At 40.3% G+C, this 17,606-nt stretch carries 15 protein-coding genes; 14 read left to right on the top strand and 1 reads right to left on the bottom strand.

From position 1 onward, the window contains the following. Nucleotides 1-2: 2 nt before the first annotated feature. The 4 genes from ACSSWA_RS11770 to ACSSWA_RS11755 are packed head-to-tail and all read left to right on the top strand — an operon-like array spanning nucleotide 3 to nucleotide 5,680. The gene (locus ACSSWA_RS11770; protein ID WP_437356772.1) at nucleotides 3-1,037 is read left to right on the top strand and encodes a bifunctional phosphoglucose/phosphomannose isomerase; all 1,035 of its coding nucleotides are present in this window, start codon (nucleotides 3-5) and stop codon (nucleotides 1,035-1,037) included. Nucleotides 1,038-1,060: 23 nt separating this feature from the next. Then, nucleotides 1,061-3,832, top strand: a complete 2,772-nt coding sequence (locus tag ACSSWA_RS11765; protein WP_437356771.1) for a hypothetical protein — start codon at nucleotides 1,061-1,063, stop codon at nucleotides 3,830-3,832. Then, the gene (locus ACSSWA_RS11760) at nucleotides 3,829-4,971 is read left to right on the top strand and encodes an outer membrane protein assembly factor BamB family protein (RefSeq protein ID WP_437356770.1); all 1,143 of its coding nucleotides are present in this window, start codon (nucleotides 3,829-3,831) and stop codon (nucleotides 4,969-4,971) included. Before ACSSWA_RS11765 ends, ACSSWA_RS11760 begins: the two co-directional genes overlap by 4 nt. A gap of 1 nt (nucleotide 4,972) precedes the next feature. Continuing rightward, entirely contained in the window at nucleotides 4,973-5,680 is a 708-nt protein-coding gene (locus ACSSWA_RS11755; protein ID WP_437356769.1) for a hypothetical protein, read from the top strand. Here ACSSWA_RS11755 and polA read toward each other — a convergent pair. Further along, the gene (polA, locus tag ACSSWA_RS11750; RefSeq protein ID WP_437356768.1) at nucleotides 5,677-8,460 is read right to left on the bottom strand and encodes a DNA polymerase I; all 2,784 of its coding nucleotides are present in this window, start codon (nucleotides 8,458-8,460) and stop codon (nucleotides 5,677-5,679) included. The genes ACSSWA_RS11755 and polA overlap by 4 nt on opposite strands. Before the next feature lie 55 nt (nucleotides 8,461-8,515). Between polA and ACSSWA_RS11745 the strand changes: the two genes are divergently transcribed. The 10 genes from ACSSWA_RS11745 to ACSSWA_RS11700 all read left to right on the top strand — a co-directional run bounded on the left by ACSSWA_RS11745 (nucleotide 8,516) and on the right by ACSSWA_RS11700 (nucleotide 17,478). Beyond that, nucleotides 8,516-9,541, top strand: coding sequence for an endonuclease/exonuclease/phosphatase family protein (locus ACSSWA_RS11745; RefSeq protein ID WP_437356767.1), 1,026 nt, complete (start codon nucleotides 8,516-8,518; stop codon nucleotides 9,539-9,541). Continuing rightward, nucleotides 9,541-10,230, top strand: a complete 690-nt coding sequence (locus ACSSWA_RS11740) for an SDR family NAD(P)-dependent oxidoreductase (RefSeq protein ID WP_437356766.1) — start codon at nucleotides 9,541-9,543, stop codon at nucleotides 10,228-10,230. The genes ACSSWA_RS11745 and ACSSWA_RS11740 overlap by 1 nt, the downstream gene beginning before the upstream one ends. 133 nt (nucleotides 10,231-10,363) lie before the next feature. Next, a complete protein-coding gene (locus tag ACSSWA_RS11735; RefSeq protein ID WP_437356765.1) occupies nucleotides 10,364-11,056 on the top strand; it encodes a MotA/TolQ/ExbB proton channel family protein in 693 nt (230 codons plus the stop codon). A gap of 19 nt (nucleotides 11,057-11,075) precedes the next feature. Beyond that, nucleotides 11,076-11,621 (top strand): ExbD/TolR family protein, encoded by a 546-nt coding sequence (locus ACSSWA_RS11730; protein ID WP_437356764.1) that lies wholly within the window; start codon nucleotides 11,076-11,078, stop codon nucleotides 11,619-11,621. A 13-nt stretch (nucleotides 11,622-11,634) separates the two neighbouring features. Next, nucleotides 11,635-12,048: an ExbD/TolR family protein gene (locus ACSSWA_RS11725; RefSeq protein WP_437356763.1), complete on the top strand. Its 414-nt coding sequence runs from the start codon at nucleotides 11,635-11,637 to the stop codon at nucleotides 12,046-12,048. Between the two features lie 78 nt (nucleotides 12,049-12,126). Beyond that, a complete protein-coding gene (locus tag ACSSWA_RS11720) occupies nucleotides 12,127-12,576 on the top strand; it encodes a GatB/YqeY domain-containing protein (protein WP_437356762.1) in 450 nt (149 codons plus the stop codon). Nucleotides 12,577-12,590: 14 nt separating this feature from the next. Next, on the top strand, nucleotides 12,591-13,118 hold the full coding sequence (locus ACSSWA_RS11715) for a CvpA family protein (protein ID WP_437356761.1): 528 nt from the start codon (nucleotides 12,591-12,593) through the stop codon (nucleotides 13,116-13,118). A gap of 1 nt (nucleotide 13,119) precedes the next feature. Further along, nucleotides 13,120-15,468: an endonuclease MutS2 gene (locus ACSSWA_RS11710; protein WP_437356760.1), complete on the top strand. Its 2,349-nt coding sequence runs from the start codon at nucleotides 13,120-13,122 to the stop codon at nucleotides 15,466-15,468. 59 nt (nucleotides 15,469-15,527) lie between these two features. Next, on the top strand, nucleotides 15,528-16,982 hold the full coding sequence (locus ACSSWA_RS11705; protein ID WP_437356759.1) for an acetyl-CoA carboxylase biotin carboxylase subunit: 1,455 nt from the start codon (nucleotides 15,528-15,530) through the stop codon (nucleotides 16,980-16,982). Next, on the top strand, nucleotides 16,975-17,478 hold the full coding sequence (locus tag ACSSWA_RS11700) for an acetyl-CoA carboxylase biotin carboxyl carrier protein subunit (protein ID WP_437356758.1): 504 nt from the start codon (nucleotides 16,975-16,977) through the stop codon (nucleotides 17,476-17,478). The genes ACSSWA_RS11705 and ACSSWA_RS11700 overlap by 8 nt, the downstream gene beginning before the upstream one ends. Nucleotides 17,479-17,606 lie beyond the last annotated feature (128 nt).

Genomic DNA, 17,606 nt, shown 5'->3' with positions numbered 1-17,606 from the left:
CGATGAGCAATATCAGTGAATTGATAGCCAAACACGATAAGGCTAACCAGTATCAAGTTCTTCAGGATTCTTATAAACAGGTGGAGTACGCCTGGAATCTTAAAATCGATCTTTCGTCAATCGATACTTCGAAAATCAAGAATATCATATTGACGGGATTGGGAGGCTCGGCAATCGGAGGAGAATTAATTCAGAACTTTTTCCGCACTGAGTTGAAATATCCTTATGCGGTTAACAGAAATTACGAGTTGCCTCCTTACGTAAACGAAGAAACTCTTGTGATTGCCTCTTCGTATTCAGGAAATACCGAAGAAACTCTTTCGGCGTTGAATCAGGCGATCGAAAAAAAATGTCAGATTGTATGCGTAACCACAGGCGGAAAAATGGAGGAAGTTGCCGCTAAACACAATATTCCCGTCGGCAAACTTTTGCCCGGTTATCAGCCGCGATTTGCTCTCTGGATTAATTTCTTTACTGTCTTGAATGTATTTCACAATCTGAAACTCGTGCCCGATCAAAATCAAAATGTTCAGGACGCTATCGAATTGTTGAAGAAGAAGGGCGCAGAATACGCTCAACCTGAAAACAGAGCGCTTAGTCTGGCTGAAAGCCTTCTCGGATACGTTCCGTTGATCTATTCCGTTTCGGATTATACTTCCGTAGTGGGCACGCGCTTTAAAGGACAGTTTAATGAAAATTCTAAACAGCACGCCTTCTTTGCATATTTCCCGGAACTCGATCACAACGAAATTATGGGCTGGGAAGGGTATAATTCTCAGGAGATGAAAATAAAACTGATCAATATCTGGGACGACGAATATCATCCGCAGGTCAAGAAACGTCTTGAAATCACGTCCGAAGTAATACGCAAAACCGGGTGCGAGATTATCGACTTGAAAAGCGACGAAAAAAACGCCAAATTGCGTTTGGTCGATTTGATTTTCCTGGGCGATTGGGCTACTTACTATTACGCCGTTATCAGAGGATTCGACCCCACAACAATAGACAACATTAATTATCTCAAGGCTCGGCTTTGATATTAAACGGGCGGAAATATTTGTTGCTGCTTTTCTTAATGCCTCAAATAATTTCCGCCCAGTTTTACTTCTTCGGTCGAAATAAAGTCCAGTACGAATCATTCCAATGGAAGCTCCTTAAAACAGACCATTTCGATATTTATTACTATGACAATTTTGAACAGATAGCCGAAATCGGAGCCCGTTTTGCGGAAGAATCTTTCGAAGAACTGAAAGTCAAATTCAATCATTACGTAACTTCCAGAATCCCTCTTATTTTTTATAACACTCATATCCACTTTCAACAAACTAACACAATTCCGAATTTTATTCCCGAAGGCGTGGGAGGCTTTTTTGAATTCTTAAAAGGAAGAGTGGTCATTCCGTATCCGGGTTCACTGAAAGATTTTCGTCACGTTATTAAACACGAACTGGTTCATGTTTTTATGACAAATAAGATTTTCAATATTCTTAGAGACCACCGGATAGAAACAAACAGAATGCCGCCGCTCTGGTTTGTGGAAGGGCTCGCCGAATACTGGTCGTACGAATGGGACGCTCAGGGTGAAATGGCGATGAGGGATTTCGTATTGAATAACATGTTTATACCGCTCGAAGACCTTTCCGGAGCGGGAGGATATATTATCTACAAAGAAGGACAAAGTTTTCTGGAATTTATTGCAGCCGAATTCGGCGAAGACAAAATTCTGAGCATTATCGAAAATATGTGGCGCTTCGGTTCGTTCAAAGACAATCTGGAATATACACTCGGAGTGAATTTTAATGATATCGGAGCGCGGTGGGAGTATGAGCTCAAAAAAAAATATTATCCTCTTTATGAAAAAAATTATCCGCATTTTATCGGAGCCCGTAAATTGACCGAATCCGGTCTGAATTTTAATCCCCGAATATTTATACTGAACGGTAAAAAAGAAGTCTACTTTATCGGCAATCATAACGGTTATTCGTCTGTATTTAAACTCGATTACGAGAACATCGAACGGGCTGAACCTGAAGTAATAATCGAAGGCGAAAAGGAACCCGAGTACGAAAGTTTTCATCTTCTCGACAATACGCTCGACCTTTCTCCGGACGGCATGTTGGCATTTATAACAAAATCGAAAGAAAGAGACGTAATTCATCTCTATTCGGTAATAGATAACGAGAAAATAAAAACGCTCCGATTCGATAATCTCATTTCAATAAGGTCGCCGAAATTTTCCGACGACGGCAAAAGGCTCTTATTCTCGGCTGCCGATACAAAAGCCTATGTCGATATTTATATGTATCAACTCGAAAACGATACGTTGATCCGTTTGACGAACGATTATTATTCCGACGCGGATCCCGTATTCAATAAAGATGAAAACGGAGTAATCTTCAGTTCCGACAGAACCTCCGGCGAGTATGCTCAAAAATTTAACTTATTCGAACTCGATTTGAATACTTACTCTATTTCATACGTAACTAATATAAACGCCAATATCAGATTTCCCCGTTTTTCTCCCGACTACAAAACTCTCTATTTTAATTGCGATTACGACGGAGTATATAATATCTGGCGAATAAATAATTTCGACGAGGATAAAGGTGAAATAGAACAGCTAACAAGATTTGTAACGAGCGTATACAGTTTCGATTTTGCAGACGACACGACGTTAATTACGTCTTCGTTTGAGAAACTCTCGTTTCAATTCTATGAACTCGATATCCCGGAAAAGGGAATTTATGACCGGATTGCTTCGGATTATACCAAAATTAAACCGGCATGGAAAACGGAAGGCATTTCTTCAATAAAGGGCGTCGACCGGTTGAAATACGACAGGGAATATACGCTCGATTATGCGGTAGGGCAGCTTTCCACCGATCCGGTTTACGGTTCGCGAGGCGGCGCTCTCTTTGCCGTTAGCGACCTTCTGGGAGACGACCGGTACATCTTTTATTTTTATAACAGCGCCGAATTACAGAGTGAAATTTTAGACAATTTCAATATTGCCCTCAGCAGAATCAACCTGCAAAAAAGAGGAAATTACGGTTACGGAATTTTCCACTTTGCCGGAAGACGATACGATATCCGCGAGTCGGAAGAATTTTTTTATGAAAGAGTATATGGCGGTTTCGCGGAAATTCATTATCCGTTTTCCGTATTTCAACGTCTCGAAGCCAGCATTAGTCTCGCCAATTCCGATAAAGAGCTTTTCGGCGAATTACTGGCTCGAAAAGCGTTGCTGATGTCGAATACAATATCATTTGTGCACGACAATGCGCTCTGGGCTTCGACCGGTCCGATCGACGGCTCCCGTTTCAGATTTATGCTCGGTTACATCAGCGACATAAAATTCAGCAACTTAAATTATTATTCGATTATCGCCGACTACAGAAAATATTTCAGAATAGGATATACAAGCGCGGTGGCTGTAAGAGGAGCGATTTTTATTAATCACGGCAAAGAAGCCCGGCGCTATTTTGCCGGCGGAAGCTGGGATTTGAGAGGATGGCCCAGATGGTCGATAAGAGGCGAAAAATTGTGGCTCTCGTCGATCGAATTACGATTCCCGTTGGTCGACAGGATTTATATTAAATTCCCGTTCTTCGGTTTAAGTTTTGCTGGATTACGCGGCGCTCTCTTTTTTGATTCCGGCGCAGCCTGGGACTCCAAGTACAACGAAACTCTCGGAAGCTTGGGATTCGGTTTCAGACTCAATTTGTTTAACGTAATTACTCTCCGTTACGATATCGGCAAAAAAATTGAAAACAATTTTTCGCGTTTTCAGAATAAATTATTTTATCAGTTTTTCTTCGGGTGGGATTTTTGAAAAAAGTTTTATTGATTATAGCGTCTGTGCTTGTTTTCAATTCGTGCGTTGCCAATTTGTTGGTAGATTACCGTCCAGTCGACGGAAACGGATACGTAATGTTCGGAGCGGTTCCCGAAAGAAAATTTTACTCGAATATCGAAATTCCCGATTCGCTTAAATTGGTCCGTAAACTCGAATTAAAAGGAAGTCATGCAAATACATCGGTTATTGCCGGAAACGGTCTGATTTTTACGGGCGATCTTTCCGGAAGAATCTATGCGTTCGATATTGAAACGGGAAAATCGTACGGATACAAAAAATACGACGGCGAAATATCAACCGCACCGGCGCTGATTGGCAGGAGAATTTATTTTGTGGTAAATAAAAGAAACAAACCGAATTCGGTATTCGTTACATTCGATTATTTCGACGGCAAGGAAATTAATCGGTACGAATTAAACGGCTCGGTAAGCAGCGAATTGTTGATATTGAACGATAGGATTTTCATAGTCGACAATGAGGGCGAAATTTATAATTTTAATACGGCAGGCTATGTTGAATGGACTTTCAAAACTTACGAAAAACAAAATTCGCATCCTTCGTCCGACGGTAAAATTATTGCCTGGGGCGCAAACAACGGTAAACTTATTATTTTTTCCGAAGACCGGAAAAAAATTGTCGATACATTCAAAGCGGACGCATCTGTTACATCCGGTACCGTAATCGATAACCGCGTTATCTATTTCGGAGACGCCATCGGCAATTTGTATGCATATAATTATTCCCGAAAAAAACTTATATGGAAAATTAATACGGGCGCAAAAATTATTAACTTTCCCGTGCATAACGATTCGTTGGTTATCTCGGGCAATTTAAAAGGAATAATTAATGCGGTTTATAAAGAAAGCGGTAAATTGAAATGGTCAGTTAAAATCGACGGACTTGTAAACGCGACTCCTTTAATGACCGGAAATATTTTACTTCAGCCCGACCTTAACAAGAAAATCTATCTGATTGACGCGGCTAACGGAGAAATTCGAAAAACACTGCATTATGACGGAAGGGCTAAACTAAACCCCGTTTATTACCGGGATTATATTATTACGGGAGCCGACAGGGGAATTATTTATATCTACGACTATAAAAGCGACGGATGATATGTTTTTTAGAACAATAATTTTATTGGCGATTGCCGTAACAATAAAAGCGCAGCAGGAATTGTACGAGGTTAAAATTATTGCGGAATATTCCGGCGCGGCAATTTATGTCGACGATCGACCGGTTGGAAGGGGCAGCGTCTTGATTAAATTATCCGGAGGCAAACACGTCGTATCGATACTCGAATCTCCGATAATATGGAATGGAATAATGATTTCGGATACAATAGCAGTCGATGATAATTCTGCGCATACGTTCAAATACAAATTGCCCGCCGCTGCATTCATTGATTCGAATCCTCAGGATGCTTCGGTTAGGATTAATGATAAATTAACCGGTTATACGCCGATAAGAATCTATTGCTTTGAAGACGACGTTATTGCCGTTTCCCGGAAGGGAAGCGAGCGTCGATTTTATGGAATTAAAGACAGGGCATTTGTAAATTTTGATTTGACGCCTGCGAGACTCAAAAAGGCATTTCCCGAAACGACAGAATTCAAATTGTTGATAACTTCGTCTGTGCTGCTCGGCGGAATTGCGGCTTATTTCAAGCTGAAGGCTGACAATCTTTACGACGATTACGTCAGCACGGGCGATAACGCTCTGTACGAAAAAGTTAACCGGTACGACATTTACAGCGGAGTCGCATTCGGGCTGCTTCAAATTAACTTCGGTTATCTTTTTTATAAATTACTTACGGAAGATTAATGCGCGTCGAGCCAGTTTGAACCCGTGCCGATATCAACAACAATCGGCACATTTAAAGGCATCGCGGTTTCCATTAAATTTTTTATTAACGGTTTTAACTCTTCTAATTCTTTTTTGGGCATATCGAAAACAAGTTCGTCGTGAACCTGCAATATCATCTTTGTCTTCGATTTTCGGTTGTTCAGCTCTTTGAAGATTTTAATCATAGCCAATTTGATCATATCCGCAGCGGTTCCTTGAATCGGCATGTTGATAGCGACTCTTTCTTCGAATTGACGTATGGTTCTGTTTTTACTATTGATATTTTTGAGGTATCTTCTTCTGCCCGTAAGAGTTTCGGCGTAACCTTTTTGGCGCGCTTTCTCAATCGATTCGTCCATGAATTGTTTAACTTTCTTGAACGAATTGAAATAATTTTCGAATATTTCTTTAGCATGAGCCTGGGAAATGCCCAATCGATTTTTCAACCCGAAAGGACCCAAACCGTAAAGAATTCCGAAATTGACTTCCTTGGCTTTCCGGCGCATATCGGGAGTGACGTCTTCCGGAGCCACTTTGAAAACCATTGCAGCCGTGCGGCGGTGTATATCCTCGCCCTGTTCGAATGCCGCTATCAAATTCTCGTCGCCTGATATGCTTGCCATTATTCTAAGTTCTATCTGACTGTAGTCCGCGCTCAAAATAATATTGTCTTTTGACGACGGTATGAACGCCTTTCTGATTTCTTTCCCGAGGTCGGTACGGATCGGAATATTTTGCAGGTTGGGGTCGTTGCTCGACAGTCTTCCGGTGGAAACGACTGTTTGATTGTAAGTAGTGTGTATCTTGCCCGTTTTAGGATTTATCATATTCGGCAGGGCGTCGGCGTAGGTCGATTTCAGTTTGGCAATTTGTCTGTATTCCAATATCAAATCGATTATCGGATGAGCGCCGCGCAACGATTCCAGCGACTTGGCGTCGGTTGAATAACCGGTCTTTGTTTTGGCGGTTTGAGGCAATTTCAATTTGTCGAATAAAACCTTTTGAAGCTGTTGAGTCGAATTGATGTTGAATTCTTCTTCCGAGTAAGAAAATATTTCTTTGGAAATTGATTGTAATTTTATTTCGAGTTCTTTGCTGAATTCGTTCAAACTGTCCACGTCTATTTTTACGCCGGTGCGTTCCATATCTTCCAGAACAGGAACAAGCGGAAATTCTATTTCATAAGCGACTTTTTCGAGTTTTTCTTTTTTCAGGATATCGTCGAGGACTTTGTATAGTCTGAACGTTATGTCGGCGTCTTCGCACGAATATTCCGCCAGTTTATTTAAATCCGCGTCGAATATTTTTTCCGGCGTTTTTTTAGAACCGATCAATTCGATAAGCGGAATCGGTTTGTATTGCAGGTATTTGGCTGAAAGCTCGTCCATTCCGTGCTTTTGATCCGGATCGATGACATAGCTCGCTAGCATCGTGTCGAAGTAAAAGTTTTTTACTTCTATTCCGTATGTTCTCATGATTGCAATGTCGTATTTGCCGTTCTGGCAAACCTTTTTAATATTTTCGTTTTCAAAGAGAGATTTGAAAATTTCGATAAATTTATCAACCGGAATACGGTCGGATAGTTCGGTTGCGAACAATTCTTCCTTTGTCCTTTCCGGATTAACCGCCACGAACCATGCTTCGGCGGGTTTTACGGAAAAGGAGACTCCTGCCAGATTGGCATTGAAAATATCGAGCGAATCGGTTTCTGTATCGAATACGAACAATTCTGCTTTCGAGAGTTTTTCGGCGAGTTTTACGGCTTCTTTTTCGGTTGATATAAGTTTGTAATTGATTTTCGATTTATCGAAGGAGCCGTATTCTTCGGGAGCGAGCTTAACACCGTTATCTTCCGGTAGTTCTATTTCCTTGTTTTCATCGGTATAGATTTTTTTCAATTTGTCCGCAAAAGATCTGAATTCGAGTTCGCCGAATATTTTCATCAGTTTGTTGAAGTCCGGTTTTGTAAAACGCGCTTCTTCAAGATTGAAATCAAACGGCACATCGGTCTTGATAGTTGCAAGCTCTTTGGATAAAAAGGCGTTCTCTTTATTTTCTATCAGTTTTTTTACAACCGAAGGTTTATCGATTTTATCGAGATTCTCGTAAATTTTTTCCAGGGAGCCGAATTTCTGAATTAAAGGAGCCGCGGTTTTGGGTCCAATACCGGCAACTCCGGGAATATCGTCCGAACTGTCGCCGACAAGAGCCAGATAATCGATCATTTGCGACGGCTTTATACCGTATTCTTCTTCTACTTTCTTTTCGTCAATAATTACAATTTCGTCGGTCGATTTTCCCGGTTTAATAATTTTTACATTATCGTTAATCAGTTGCACGTAATCCTTATCCGGAGTGATCGCATAGGCAATCAATCCTTCTTCTGCCGCTTTTTTCACCGCGGTTCCGATTAAATCGTCGGCTTCGTAACCGGGCAAAATATATATCGGAATATTGAAGGCTTCAATAATTTCTTTAATCCGTGCTATTTGCGGAACCATCTCTTCGGGCATTTCTTCCCGAGACGATTTATAATTTTCGTATCTGTCGTGGCGGAAGGTTTTTTCTTTCGAATCGAATGCTATTGCGACATAATCAGGTTTAGTATCCTCAAGTATTTTAAACAGTTGACTTAAGAAACCGTAAACTGCCGAGGTGGGTTCGCCTTTGCTGGTGTACAAGGGTCTCGAAATGAATGCATAGTAACCTTTGTAAGCCAGCGACATTGCGTCGATAATAACGAATTTTTTTCTGCCCATTTATTTTCCTAAAATGTTATATTCAATTCCGAAAATATAAATTAGTGAACATATTATGAAATACAAATCAATTATATTTCTCTTAGTTTTCTCGCTATCCGCGCCTCTGATAGCCGGGGGATTCGATTCAGGCGGGGATACGATTTATGTGGCAAGTTGGAACGTGGAAAACTTGTTCGACACTGAAGACAATCCTTTGAAAAACGACGACGAATTTACTCCGGAAGGTTCTAAAAAATGGACTTTTGAAAAACTTGAACAAAAGCTCGACAACCTCGAAAGAGTGATTAATTATATGAACGACGGCTGCGGACCGGATATACTTTGCCTGCAAGAAGTTGAAAATATCTGGATGGCAAAACGATTAATTTACAGACTTACCTACAGAGATTATGTTGTCGCTTACAGGGATTCTCCCGACGAAAGAGGCATTGACGTTACTGTTATTTATGACAGAAGTATTTTTTCCGTTGCCAATGTCGATACGTTTTCCGTGAATTTACCCGAAGGCGATAAAACGCGTTATATAATGCTGGTCGAGTTGAAACACAAAAAAAGCGGGGAGACGATCTACATATTGGGCAATCACTGGCCATCGCGAAGCGGCGGCAGGGAAAAATCGGAGCCCAACCGGTTAGCGGCTGCGGCAAAACTTAGAACGGTTATCGACAGTCTGACGAATTTGAACGGAAACGCAAATATCATTGCGCTCGGGGATTTTAACGACGAACCCGACAATCAATCTATTGCCCGAACGCTTAGAGCAGGTAAAAAAATCGAAATGCCCGGCGACCTGCTGAATTTATCTTATGCAAAATTTGAAAACGGAGAAGGTACTTATAATTTCCGTAAAGACTGGAATATGATCGACCAGATAATTGTTTCGGGCGCGTTAATCGACGGCAGGGGCGTCGACTATGCGGCAAACAGTTTTGAAATTGTGCGTCCGGAATACATGATACAGAAGGAAGGCGATTACAAAGGAGCGCCTTTGAGAACGTTTGTGGGCAACAGGTATTTCGGCGGTTTCAGCGACCATTTTCCCGTGGCTGCTAAGTTTTATATAAAAGAAAGTAAATAATGGAAAAAATATTTTTATTGTTCGGAGCGTCGGGTAAACTCGGACTTCAAGCCGTCGATTTTTTCCTGAATTGCGAATACGATTATTATTACTTCATCTCCAGAAAAAAACTTGATTTGCCGGCGACTACAAAACCGCACAAAAATATTCTTGTAAACGATTTGACAAACGAATCGGACGTAATCGAAGCGTTCAGTAAAATTCAAAGAAAAGAAGATTCTTATTATTATCTGTTCGATACTATCGGGGCTTATTGGGGCGGAAAAAGGATCGAAGAAACGCCTTACGAAGAATGGAAAAAATTGTTCGACATAAATCTTAACTCTTCATTTCTGATCGGAAGGGAATTTATGAAATTGGCTGCTTCTTCAAAAGGCGGTTCAATATGTTTTACAAGCGCATACACGGCGTTTTCAAATGAGCCCGGGATAGCCGCTTACGGCGCGTCGAAAAGCGCTCTTAATTACTTCGTAAAAACTTTGGCGGAAGAAGGGAAGTCGATCAATCTGAGCGCAAACGCAATTGCGCCCTACATACTTGACACCGAATCGAACAGGCAATGGATAGACGACAAAAGCAAATTGATTCCTTTGCAGGATTTGTGCATGATTGTTGAAGATATATTCCGAAGCAGAAAAATTTTCACCGGAAATATTATTTTCTTTTCAGAAACTTTAAAAAATTCTTAATTTAGCGGAGAAGAAAAAATTATTTATTGACTTTTTTGACTCATTTATTTAATGTTGGTTACTAATTTTTAGAGAATAATAAGTTTTTTTGAATTAATTAAAATAATAAAAACATAATCGGAGGTTTTTCCATATGCAACTCGCAGAGATTACAGGCCTTATTACTGCAATTTTAGCTCAAGTCGAAGAACCAAGCCTTATCGGATACCTACAACAAAAATTCATAGAAGGCGGCGCTTTCATGTGGCCCATTCTTGGATGTTTGGTCATTGGATTGGGTTTTTCAATTGAAAGATTCTGGACATTATCCCGTGCAACAATCAGCACGAAAAAGTTTATTGTTCAAGTCAAAGATGCGCTTCAAAAAGGCGGCGTGCCCGAAGCAATTAAATTATGCGAAAACACCAGAGGTTCAATTGCATCGGTATTCCATGCAGGATTATTGAGAGCCGACGAGGGTCTCGATGCAGCTGAAAAAGCAATTATGGCATACGGCGCAATCGAAATGGGATTCCTCGAAAAAGGAATGATCTGGATTTCGACATTTATCGCTATTGCTCCGATGCTCGGTTTTACCGGTACAGTTCAAGGTATGATCGAGGCATTCGACGCTATTAAAGAAGCCGCTCAGATTTCGCCCAGTATCGTTGCAGGCGGTATCTCGGTAGCTCTTTTGACTACTCTTTTCGGTCTCGTTGTAGCTATGATTCTTCAGGTTCTTTATAACTATTTTATTTCACGTATTGACCGTATCGTTGCCGATATGGAAGAAAGCTCAATTGAATTGATTGACGCATTATACGAAATGAAATCCAAGAAAAGCTAATTAAAACGAGTATTCTAAAATGGTTAAGATAAAAAAACGAAAATTATCGGAAGCAGAGATCCCAACAAGTTCGATGGCAGACATCTCGTTCCTCTTGCTGTTGTTCTTCCTTGTCTCCACGGTGATCGACGTCGATACCGGTATCGGTCTTGTTCTGCCGGAATACATTCCGCCGGAACAGCAGGAATTCGTTCCGATTTCCAAAGACCGTCTTGCCGCCGTTTTGATTAACGAAAACGGAGATGTTCTTCTGAACAACCAGATTATTGCAATTCCTCAAATTGCCAAGACGCTTAAACCGCGAATAGAAGAAAAAATCAACCTGCCTTCGAATAAAAAACTTGTTGTATCTGTTAAGACGGACAGAAAAACCAATTATAATCTTTATATTCAAGCGTTGGATCAGATAAAAGATGCTTACTTTCAGGTGCGCGAGGAATATGCACGCTCGAGATTCGGTAAAAAATTAGTCGATCTGGATGAACGTAGCGAGGAGATGAAAGAGATTAAAGAGAAAATTCCGATTATTATAAGTATTGCCGAACCGGAAACCGTAAAAAAATAATTGAGGAAAAGAGATGAAATTTGAGAAAAAAAGAGCGACTACAAAGCAATCGATTCCGACAGCCTCGCTGCCCGATATTGTCTTTATGCTTCTCTTATTCTTTATGGTTACCACTACTTTGAGAGAAGTCGACGTTCTGGTCAGTTTTAGACTGCCGGAAGCTAAAGCTATCGAAAAAATCGAAAATAAGAGACTTGTTTCGTATATATGGGTTGGCAACGACGGCAGAATTCAGCTGAACGACAGTATTACTAAACTAGAAGAAATTCAGAACATTATGTACACTAAACGTCTGGCTATGCCAAACATAATTGTCTCTTTGCGTATCGATAAAAATTCCGATATGGGTATCGTTACCGATATTCAACAGGAATTGAGAAAAGCTTCCTGTCTGAGAATTAATTATTCGACATTGCTAAAAATATAGTCGCAGTCTTTATAATTGAAAGGCAGGTTGTTTCTTAATAACCTGCCTTTTTTTTTGGAATTTATGGGAGGTAATACTATGAGTCTCAAAGATAAAATAAATGCAGACCTTAAAGAAGCGATGAAATCGGGCGACAAAGTACGTCTCGAAACAATTCGTTCGATTCGGGCATTGATACTTGAATTCGAAAAAAGCGGCAGCGGAAAAACATTGAACGAAGAAGAAGAAATAAAACTGCTTACGAGCGCCGCAAAAAAGAGAAGAGAAGCCGTAGAGCAATATAAAGCCGCTGGGAGAAACGAGCTTGCGGAAAAAGAAGAAGCCGAATTGAAGATTATTGAAAGCTATCTCCCGAAACAATTATCGCCAGAAGAAGTGTTTGAAGAAGTAAAAAAAATTGCCGCCGAAGTCGGCGCAGTTACAAAAGAAGACTTTCCTAAACTGATGCCCGTTGCCGCAAAAACTCTTAAAGGCAGAGCCGAAGGCAAATTGATTAAAGAAATGGTCGAAAAATTTCTGCAACAGTAATTGTAAGGTAATAATTGAACTACTTAGACTATTTGATAATCGTTGTCGGTTTAATTGGCTTTATCCTTGGCTTTAAGGACGGTCTTATAAGAAAAATTATAGGCATAACAGGTCTTGTACTCGCCGTTATATTGACGGTTAATTTTTCGGATGAACTTGCGATTATACTGACCCCGGTATTGAACGACGACGATTATTTTGCCAAAATCGTCGCAGCCGTATTAATCTTTTTAACTACCATTATTATATTTTCTATTTTGAAAAGAATAGTTCATCCGTCCGATAAAGTAAATAAATTGATCAATCAGATTATCGGCGGTTTGATCGGAACTTTACAAATAATAATTTTCCTTAGCGGGCTTTTTCTTGTCCTTGATTTGCTTGGTTATCCCGACAAACAAACCCGGACGGAATCTCTGATGTACGAGCGAGTTTATAATATAATTCCGGGTGTCATCAATTTTGTTGTTGATAAAAGTTCCAATGCGACCGACATAATTAAAGATTTTATAGAAAAAACAGACACTTTGAATAATAATTGACATGGTTAAAAACGATACACTCGATAAACTCGAATTCCGTAAAATCACCGAGCATATTTCCTCTTATTGCCAGACGGACTCCGGCAAAAAGAAAATAAGAGAACTTAGACCTTTAACCGAGCGTAGTTATATATTGTCTGAGAGCAATAAGATTGATTACGCGCGTAATCTGCTTATTAAAAAAGATATTCCTCCTCTCGAATATCTGCCTGAATTAACGGAAGTCATTTATCGGTCAAGAATTGAAGGAGTTGCGCTTTCGTCCAGGGATATTAGGGAAATCTACCGCCTTGCGCAAATGTCGAGGAAGCTGGTCGGTTATTTGAAACCGGAAGATCAAACCGATACTCCTCTGGATGAATTACGAAAAGGATTGATGGTCGATAAGGTATTCGAAAAAAGCATTGAAAAAATATTCGACGAAAATTGGGATGTCAAAGACGATGCCAGCCCGGCGTTGAAATCAATCAGAAGCGAAATACGGGAAAAAGAATTGTCGCTTCAAAAAACAGTCAACCGCCTGTTAAAAAAACTGAGCGAAGAATACCTCGTTCAGGAAGAATATTTTACGCAGCGCGACGGCAGAATCGTTCTGCCGGTTAAAGCGGAACATAAAAGACACGTAAAAGGATTTATCCATTCCGAATCGTCTACAGGTCAGACGGTCTATATTGAGCCCGCAGAAATTCTCGAATTGAACAACGATATACTTTCTCTGAAGTTTGCCGAAAAAAGAGAAATTGAGAAAATTCTTCTGGCGCTCACAAAACATGTGGCGGCAAAAAGCGAAGAGTTGCTGAACTCATATAATATTATTACAACGCTCGATACGCTGTTTGCACGCGCCAAATATGCGATAGAAATTATCGGTTCGATTCCTTCATTCGATGAGGATAAACCGATTGAATTGATCGACGCAAGGCATCCGATTCTGCTCAAAAAGCTCGGATTCGAAGCTGCCGTTCCGTTGAATCTGAAAATTACCGACAAGAAGATACTCGTTTTGACAGGACCTAATGCGGGAGGAAAAACCGTTGCATTAAAAACTATCGGATTGCTTGTTTTAATGGCGCAGTCCGGAATCCCGATTCCGTCTCACCCCGATTCCAATCTTCATATTTTCGAAAAAGTGCTCGTGGATATCGGCGATTATCAGTCGATCGAAGACGATTTGAGTACGTTCAGTTCGCATCTTACGAATATTAAATCGATACTAGAAAACGCAAACAGCTCAACGCTTGTGCTTCTCGACGAAGTCGGCACCGGAACCGATCCGGTCGAAGGAGCCGCAATCGCCACGGGAATTCTGATATCATTGCGCGATAAAGGCGCTCTTGTAGTAGCTACAACGCACCACGGTTCGCTTAAATTGATTGCAAATCAACTCGATAAATTTCAAAATTGTTCGATGGAATTCGACAGCGAGGAATTGAAACCGACATACCGGTTTAATCAGGGAATGCCGGGCTCGAGTTATGCATTCGAAATTGCAGGACGCATCGGTTTCGACGAAAAATTCATTGAGCTTTCAAAGAGTTATATCGACAGCGATAAAACTAAAATTGAAGAATTTTTAATCGACATTGAAAAAAAATCGCACGATTTGAGAAATCAAATCCATAATCTCGAACTAGAAAATCTGAGGCTAAAAAGTCTGGCTAATCTTTATCAGGAAAAAATAAACAAACTGGAAAAGCAGAAAAAAGAGATACTCGAAGAAGCTCATCAAAAAGCCAATATTCTTTTGTCGGATGCGAACAGGAAAATCGAAAACGCCATTAGAAATATTAAACAATCCAAAGCCGATAAAGAAGTAATAAAGAAAGAAAAGAGCGAAATAGAAGCAATCAAAAAGAAGACGCAAAGTTTCCTGGAAAAATCGAAAACCGAAGAAAGTTCAAATTACAAATTGAACGTGGGTGATTACGTTTCGATTAAAGGAACGACTTCGGTGGGCGTTCTGGATGAAATCGACGAAGATAAAGACAAGGCTCTGATAACGATAGGTTCGTTGAAAATAAAAGCAAAATACAGTTCTCTAGTGCCTGCTAAAAAATCCGATTTCAAAGAATACGAAAAGAAAAAAGTCATTACGGATTACGACCACGTTAAATACAGACTCGATATAAGAGGGATGCGATCGGATGAAGCGGAATACGAGATTGTCCGTTTCCTCGACGATTCTCTGATGTACGGCTTGGAGAGAGTCGAAATACTGCACGGCAAGGGAACCGGCGCGCTGAAACAATTGGCGCATTCGATTCTTAAAAAGTACAAAGGAATTAAAAACTATTATTTTGCCGACATCGAAAGCGGCGGCGACGGCATTACAGTTGTCGAATTTGAATGAGCGGTTTGTTCTGTGAAAAATTATTGTTATCTTGATTATCGGATAACCGCTCTTAATATATGTTTAAGAAAATACTTATTTCCAACAGGGGAGAAATCGCTCTAAGAATAATAAGAGCGTGTAAAGAACTGGGCATAAAAACAGTCGCAGTCTATTCAGATATTGACAAATTCTCGCCTCACGTTTCAGCCGCAGACGAATCCGTTTCGATTGGCGAGCCGAAAGCGTATCTCAATCAGAATTTGATACTCGAAATAGCTTTGAATACCGGAGCGGATGCAATCCATCCGGGTTACGGCTATTTATCGGAGAATTCAAATTTTATTCGCGCCGTCGAAAAAAGCAAAATTAAATTCATAGGTCCTTCCGCAAAATCTGTCGAAATGATGGGCAATAAATTGAATGCCCGGAAACTGATGCTGGAAAACAACGTTCCGGTTGTACCGGGTTCCGTCGTGCCGGTAAATCGATTGGAAGACGCCTCCGGGATTGCAAATGAAATCGGTTATCCGATAATGCTTAAAGCTTCGGGCGGCGGCGGGGGAAAAGGAATTCGTATGGTGTCCGATGAAAAAGAACTCGAACAGGCTTTTAATTTAACGCGCAGCGAAGCCAAGAAAGCCTTCGGCAGCGACGAAATTTATATCGAGAAACTGATTATTAATCCGAAACATATCGAAGTGCAAATTCTGGGAGATCACTACGGCAACCATGTACATTTATTCGAACGCGAATGTTCTCTTCAAAGAAGATTTCAAAAAATTATAGAAGAAGCTCCTTCGCCTTCTATCGACTCGGAGTTAAGGCTGAAAATAACATCAGCCGCAGTTCAAGCGGCTAAAGCTTGCAACTATTTCAATGCCGGAACTGTGGAGTTCCTGATGGATGAAAACCGTAATTTTTATTTCCTGGAAATGAATACCCGGATTCAGGTAGAACACCCGGTTACCGAATCGATAACGGGTATAGATATTGTAAAAGAGCAAATTAAAATTGCAGCGGGCGAAAGGATTTCGTTTGAACAGGATGATGTAGCCATAAAAGGACATTCGATTGAATGCAGGATAAATTCCGAGGACTTCGATTTTTCGCCTTCTACGGGAAAAATTACAAATCATAAAATTCCCAATCTGCCCGGCGTCAGAGTCGATTACGGTATCGATATCGGGTCGGAAGTTTCTTTATACTACGACCCTTTGCTCTCCAAAGTTATAAGTTACGGCAGAAATCGAAGGGAAGCTTTGGCTCGTATGTTGAATGCGCTCGAAAATTATTTAATAACCGACGTCGAAACTAATATTCCGTTTCTAAAACAGATATTGAAAAGCGAAATATTCGCAAACGCTTCTTTCAATATCAATACGCTTAAGAATGCAGCGTTTACTAAGGAAGAAAATACCGACCTGGAAATAGCCGCTGTAATTGCGGCTGTTATGAATTACCGCGGCAGATTTAAAGTCAACGGTAATCTGATTAATAACCAAAACAGATGGACTGAATTGAAATATGATTGACTTTGTAATCGAACTGAACAATAAAAAATATTCTGTTATTTATAAGGGCGGAAAAAATATCATTATCAATGATGCGGAATACGTAATTGAGGAGTTTTACGCTAAGAATGGAAATGAATTCCTTCTTCGTACGGGAACAAAAGTTTATAACATTGTTTCGGGAAAATCCGCCGGAAACGATTTTATATATAATATTGGCGGCAATCTATATAAATTGAAGCTCTACACCGCTCTTCAATATTTAATTCAAAGTAGCCGCGAGGAAAATCGGAGCAAAGAAAAACATTCCGAAATTAAAGCTCCGATGCCCGGTTTGATTGTAAAATTGAACGTCGAAAAAGGGAGCTCGGTAAGAAAAGGGCAAAGTCTGCTTGTGCTCGAAGCCATGAAAATGGAAAACGAAATACAATCGCCGAAAGACGGAAAAATAAAGGAAATCAAAATTAAGCCGGGCGCCAGCGTGGAGAAAAACGAGTTATTAATCGTAATAGAATAATTCTTTTTGCTTTTATAAAACATTTACTTATTTTAAAAATTACATAACTAAAACAGGGAGGTTGTGTGAGAAAATCGTTACAATTATTTCTTTTCATTTTGATAACTGCTGGCGTAATAAACGGAAGC

This window comes from Melioribacter sp. Ez-97 (assembly GCF_051488665.1).
GTDB lineage: Bacteria > Bacteroidota > Ignavibacteria > Ignavibacteriales > Melioribacteraceae > Melioribacter.
The sequence above is the reverse complement of the archived record's forward strand: the minus strand, read 5'-3'. Positions and strand labels throughout refer to the sequence as shown.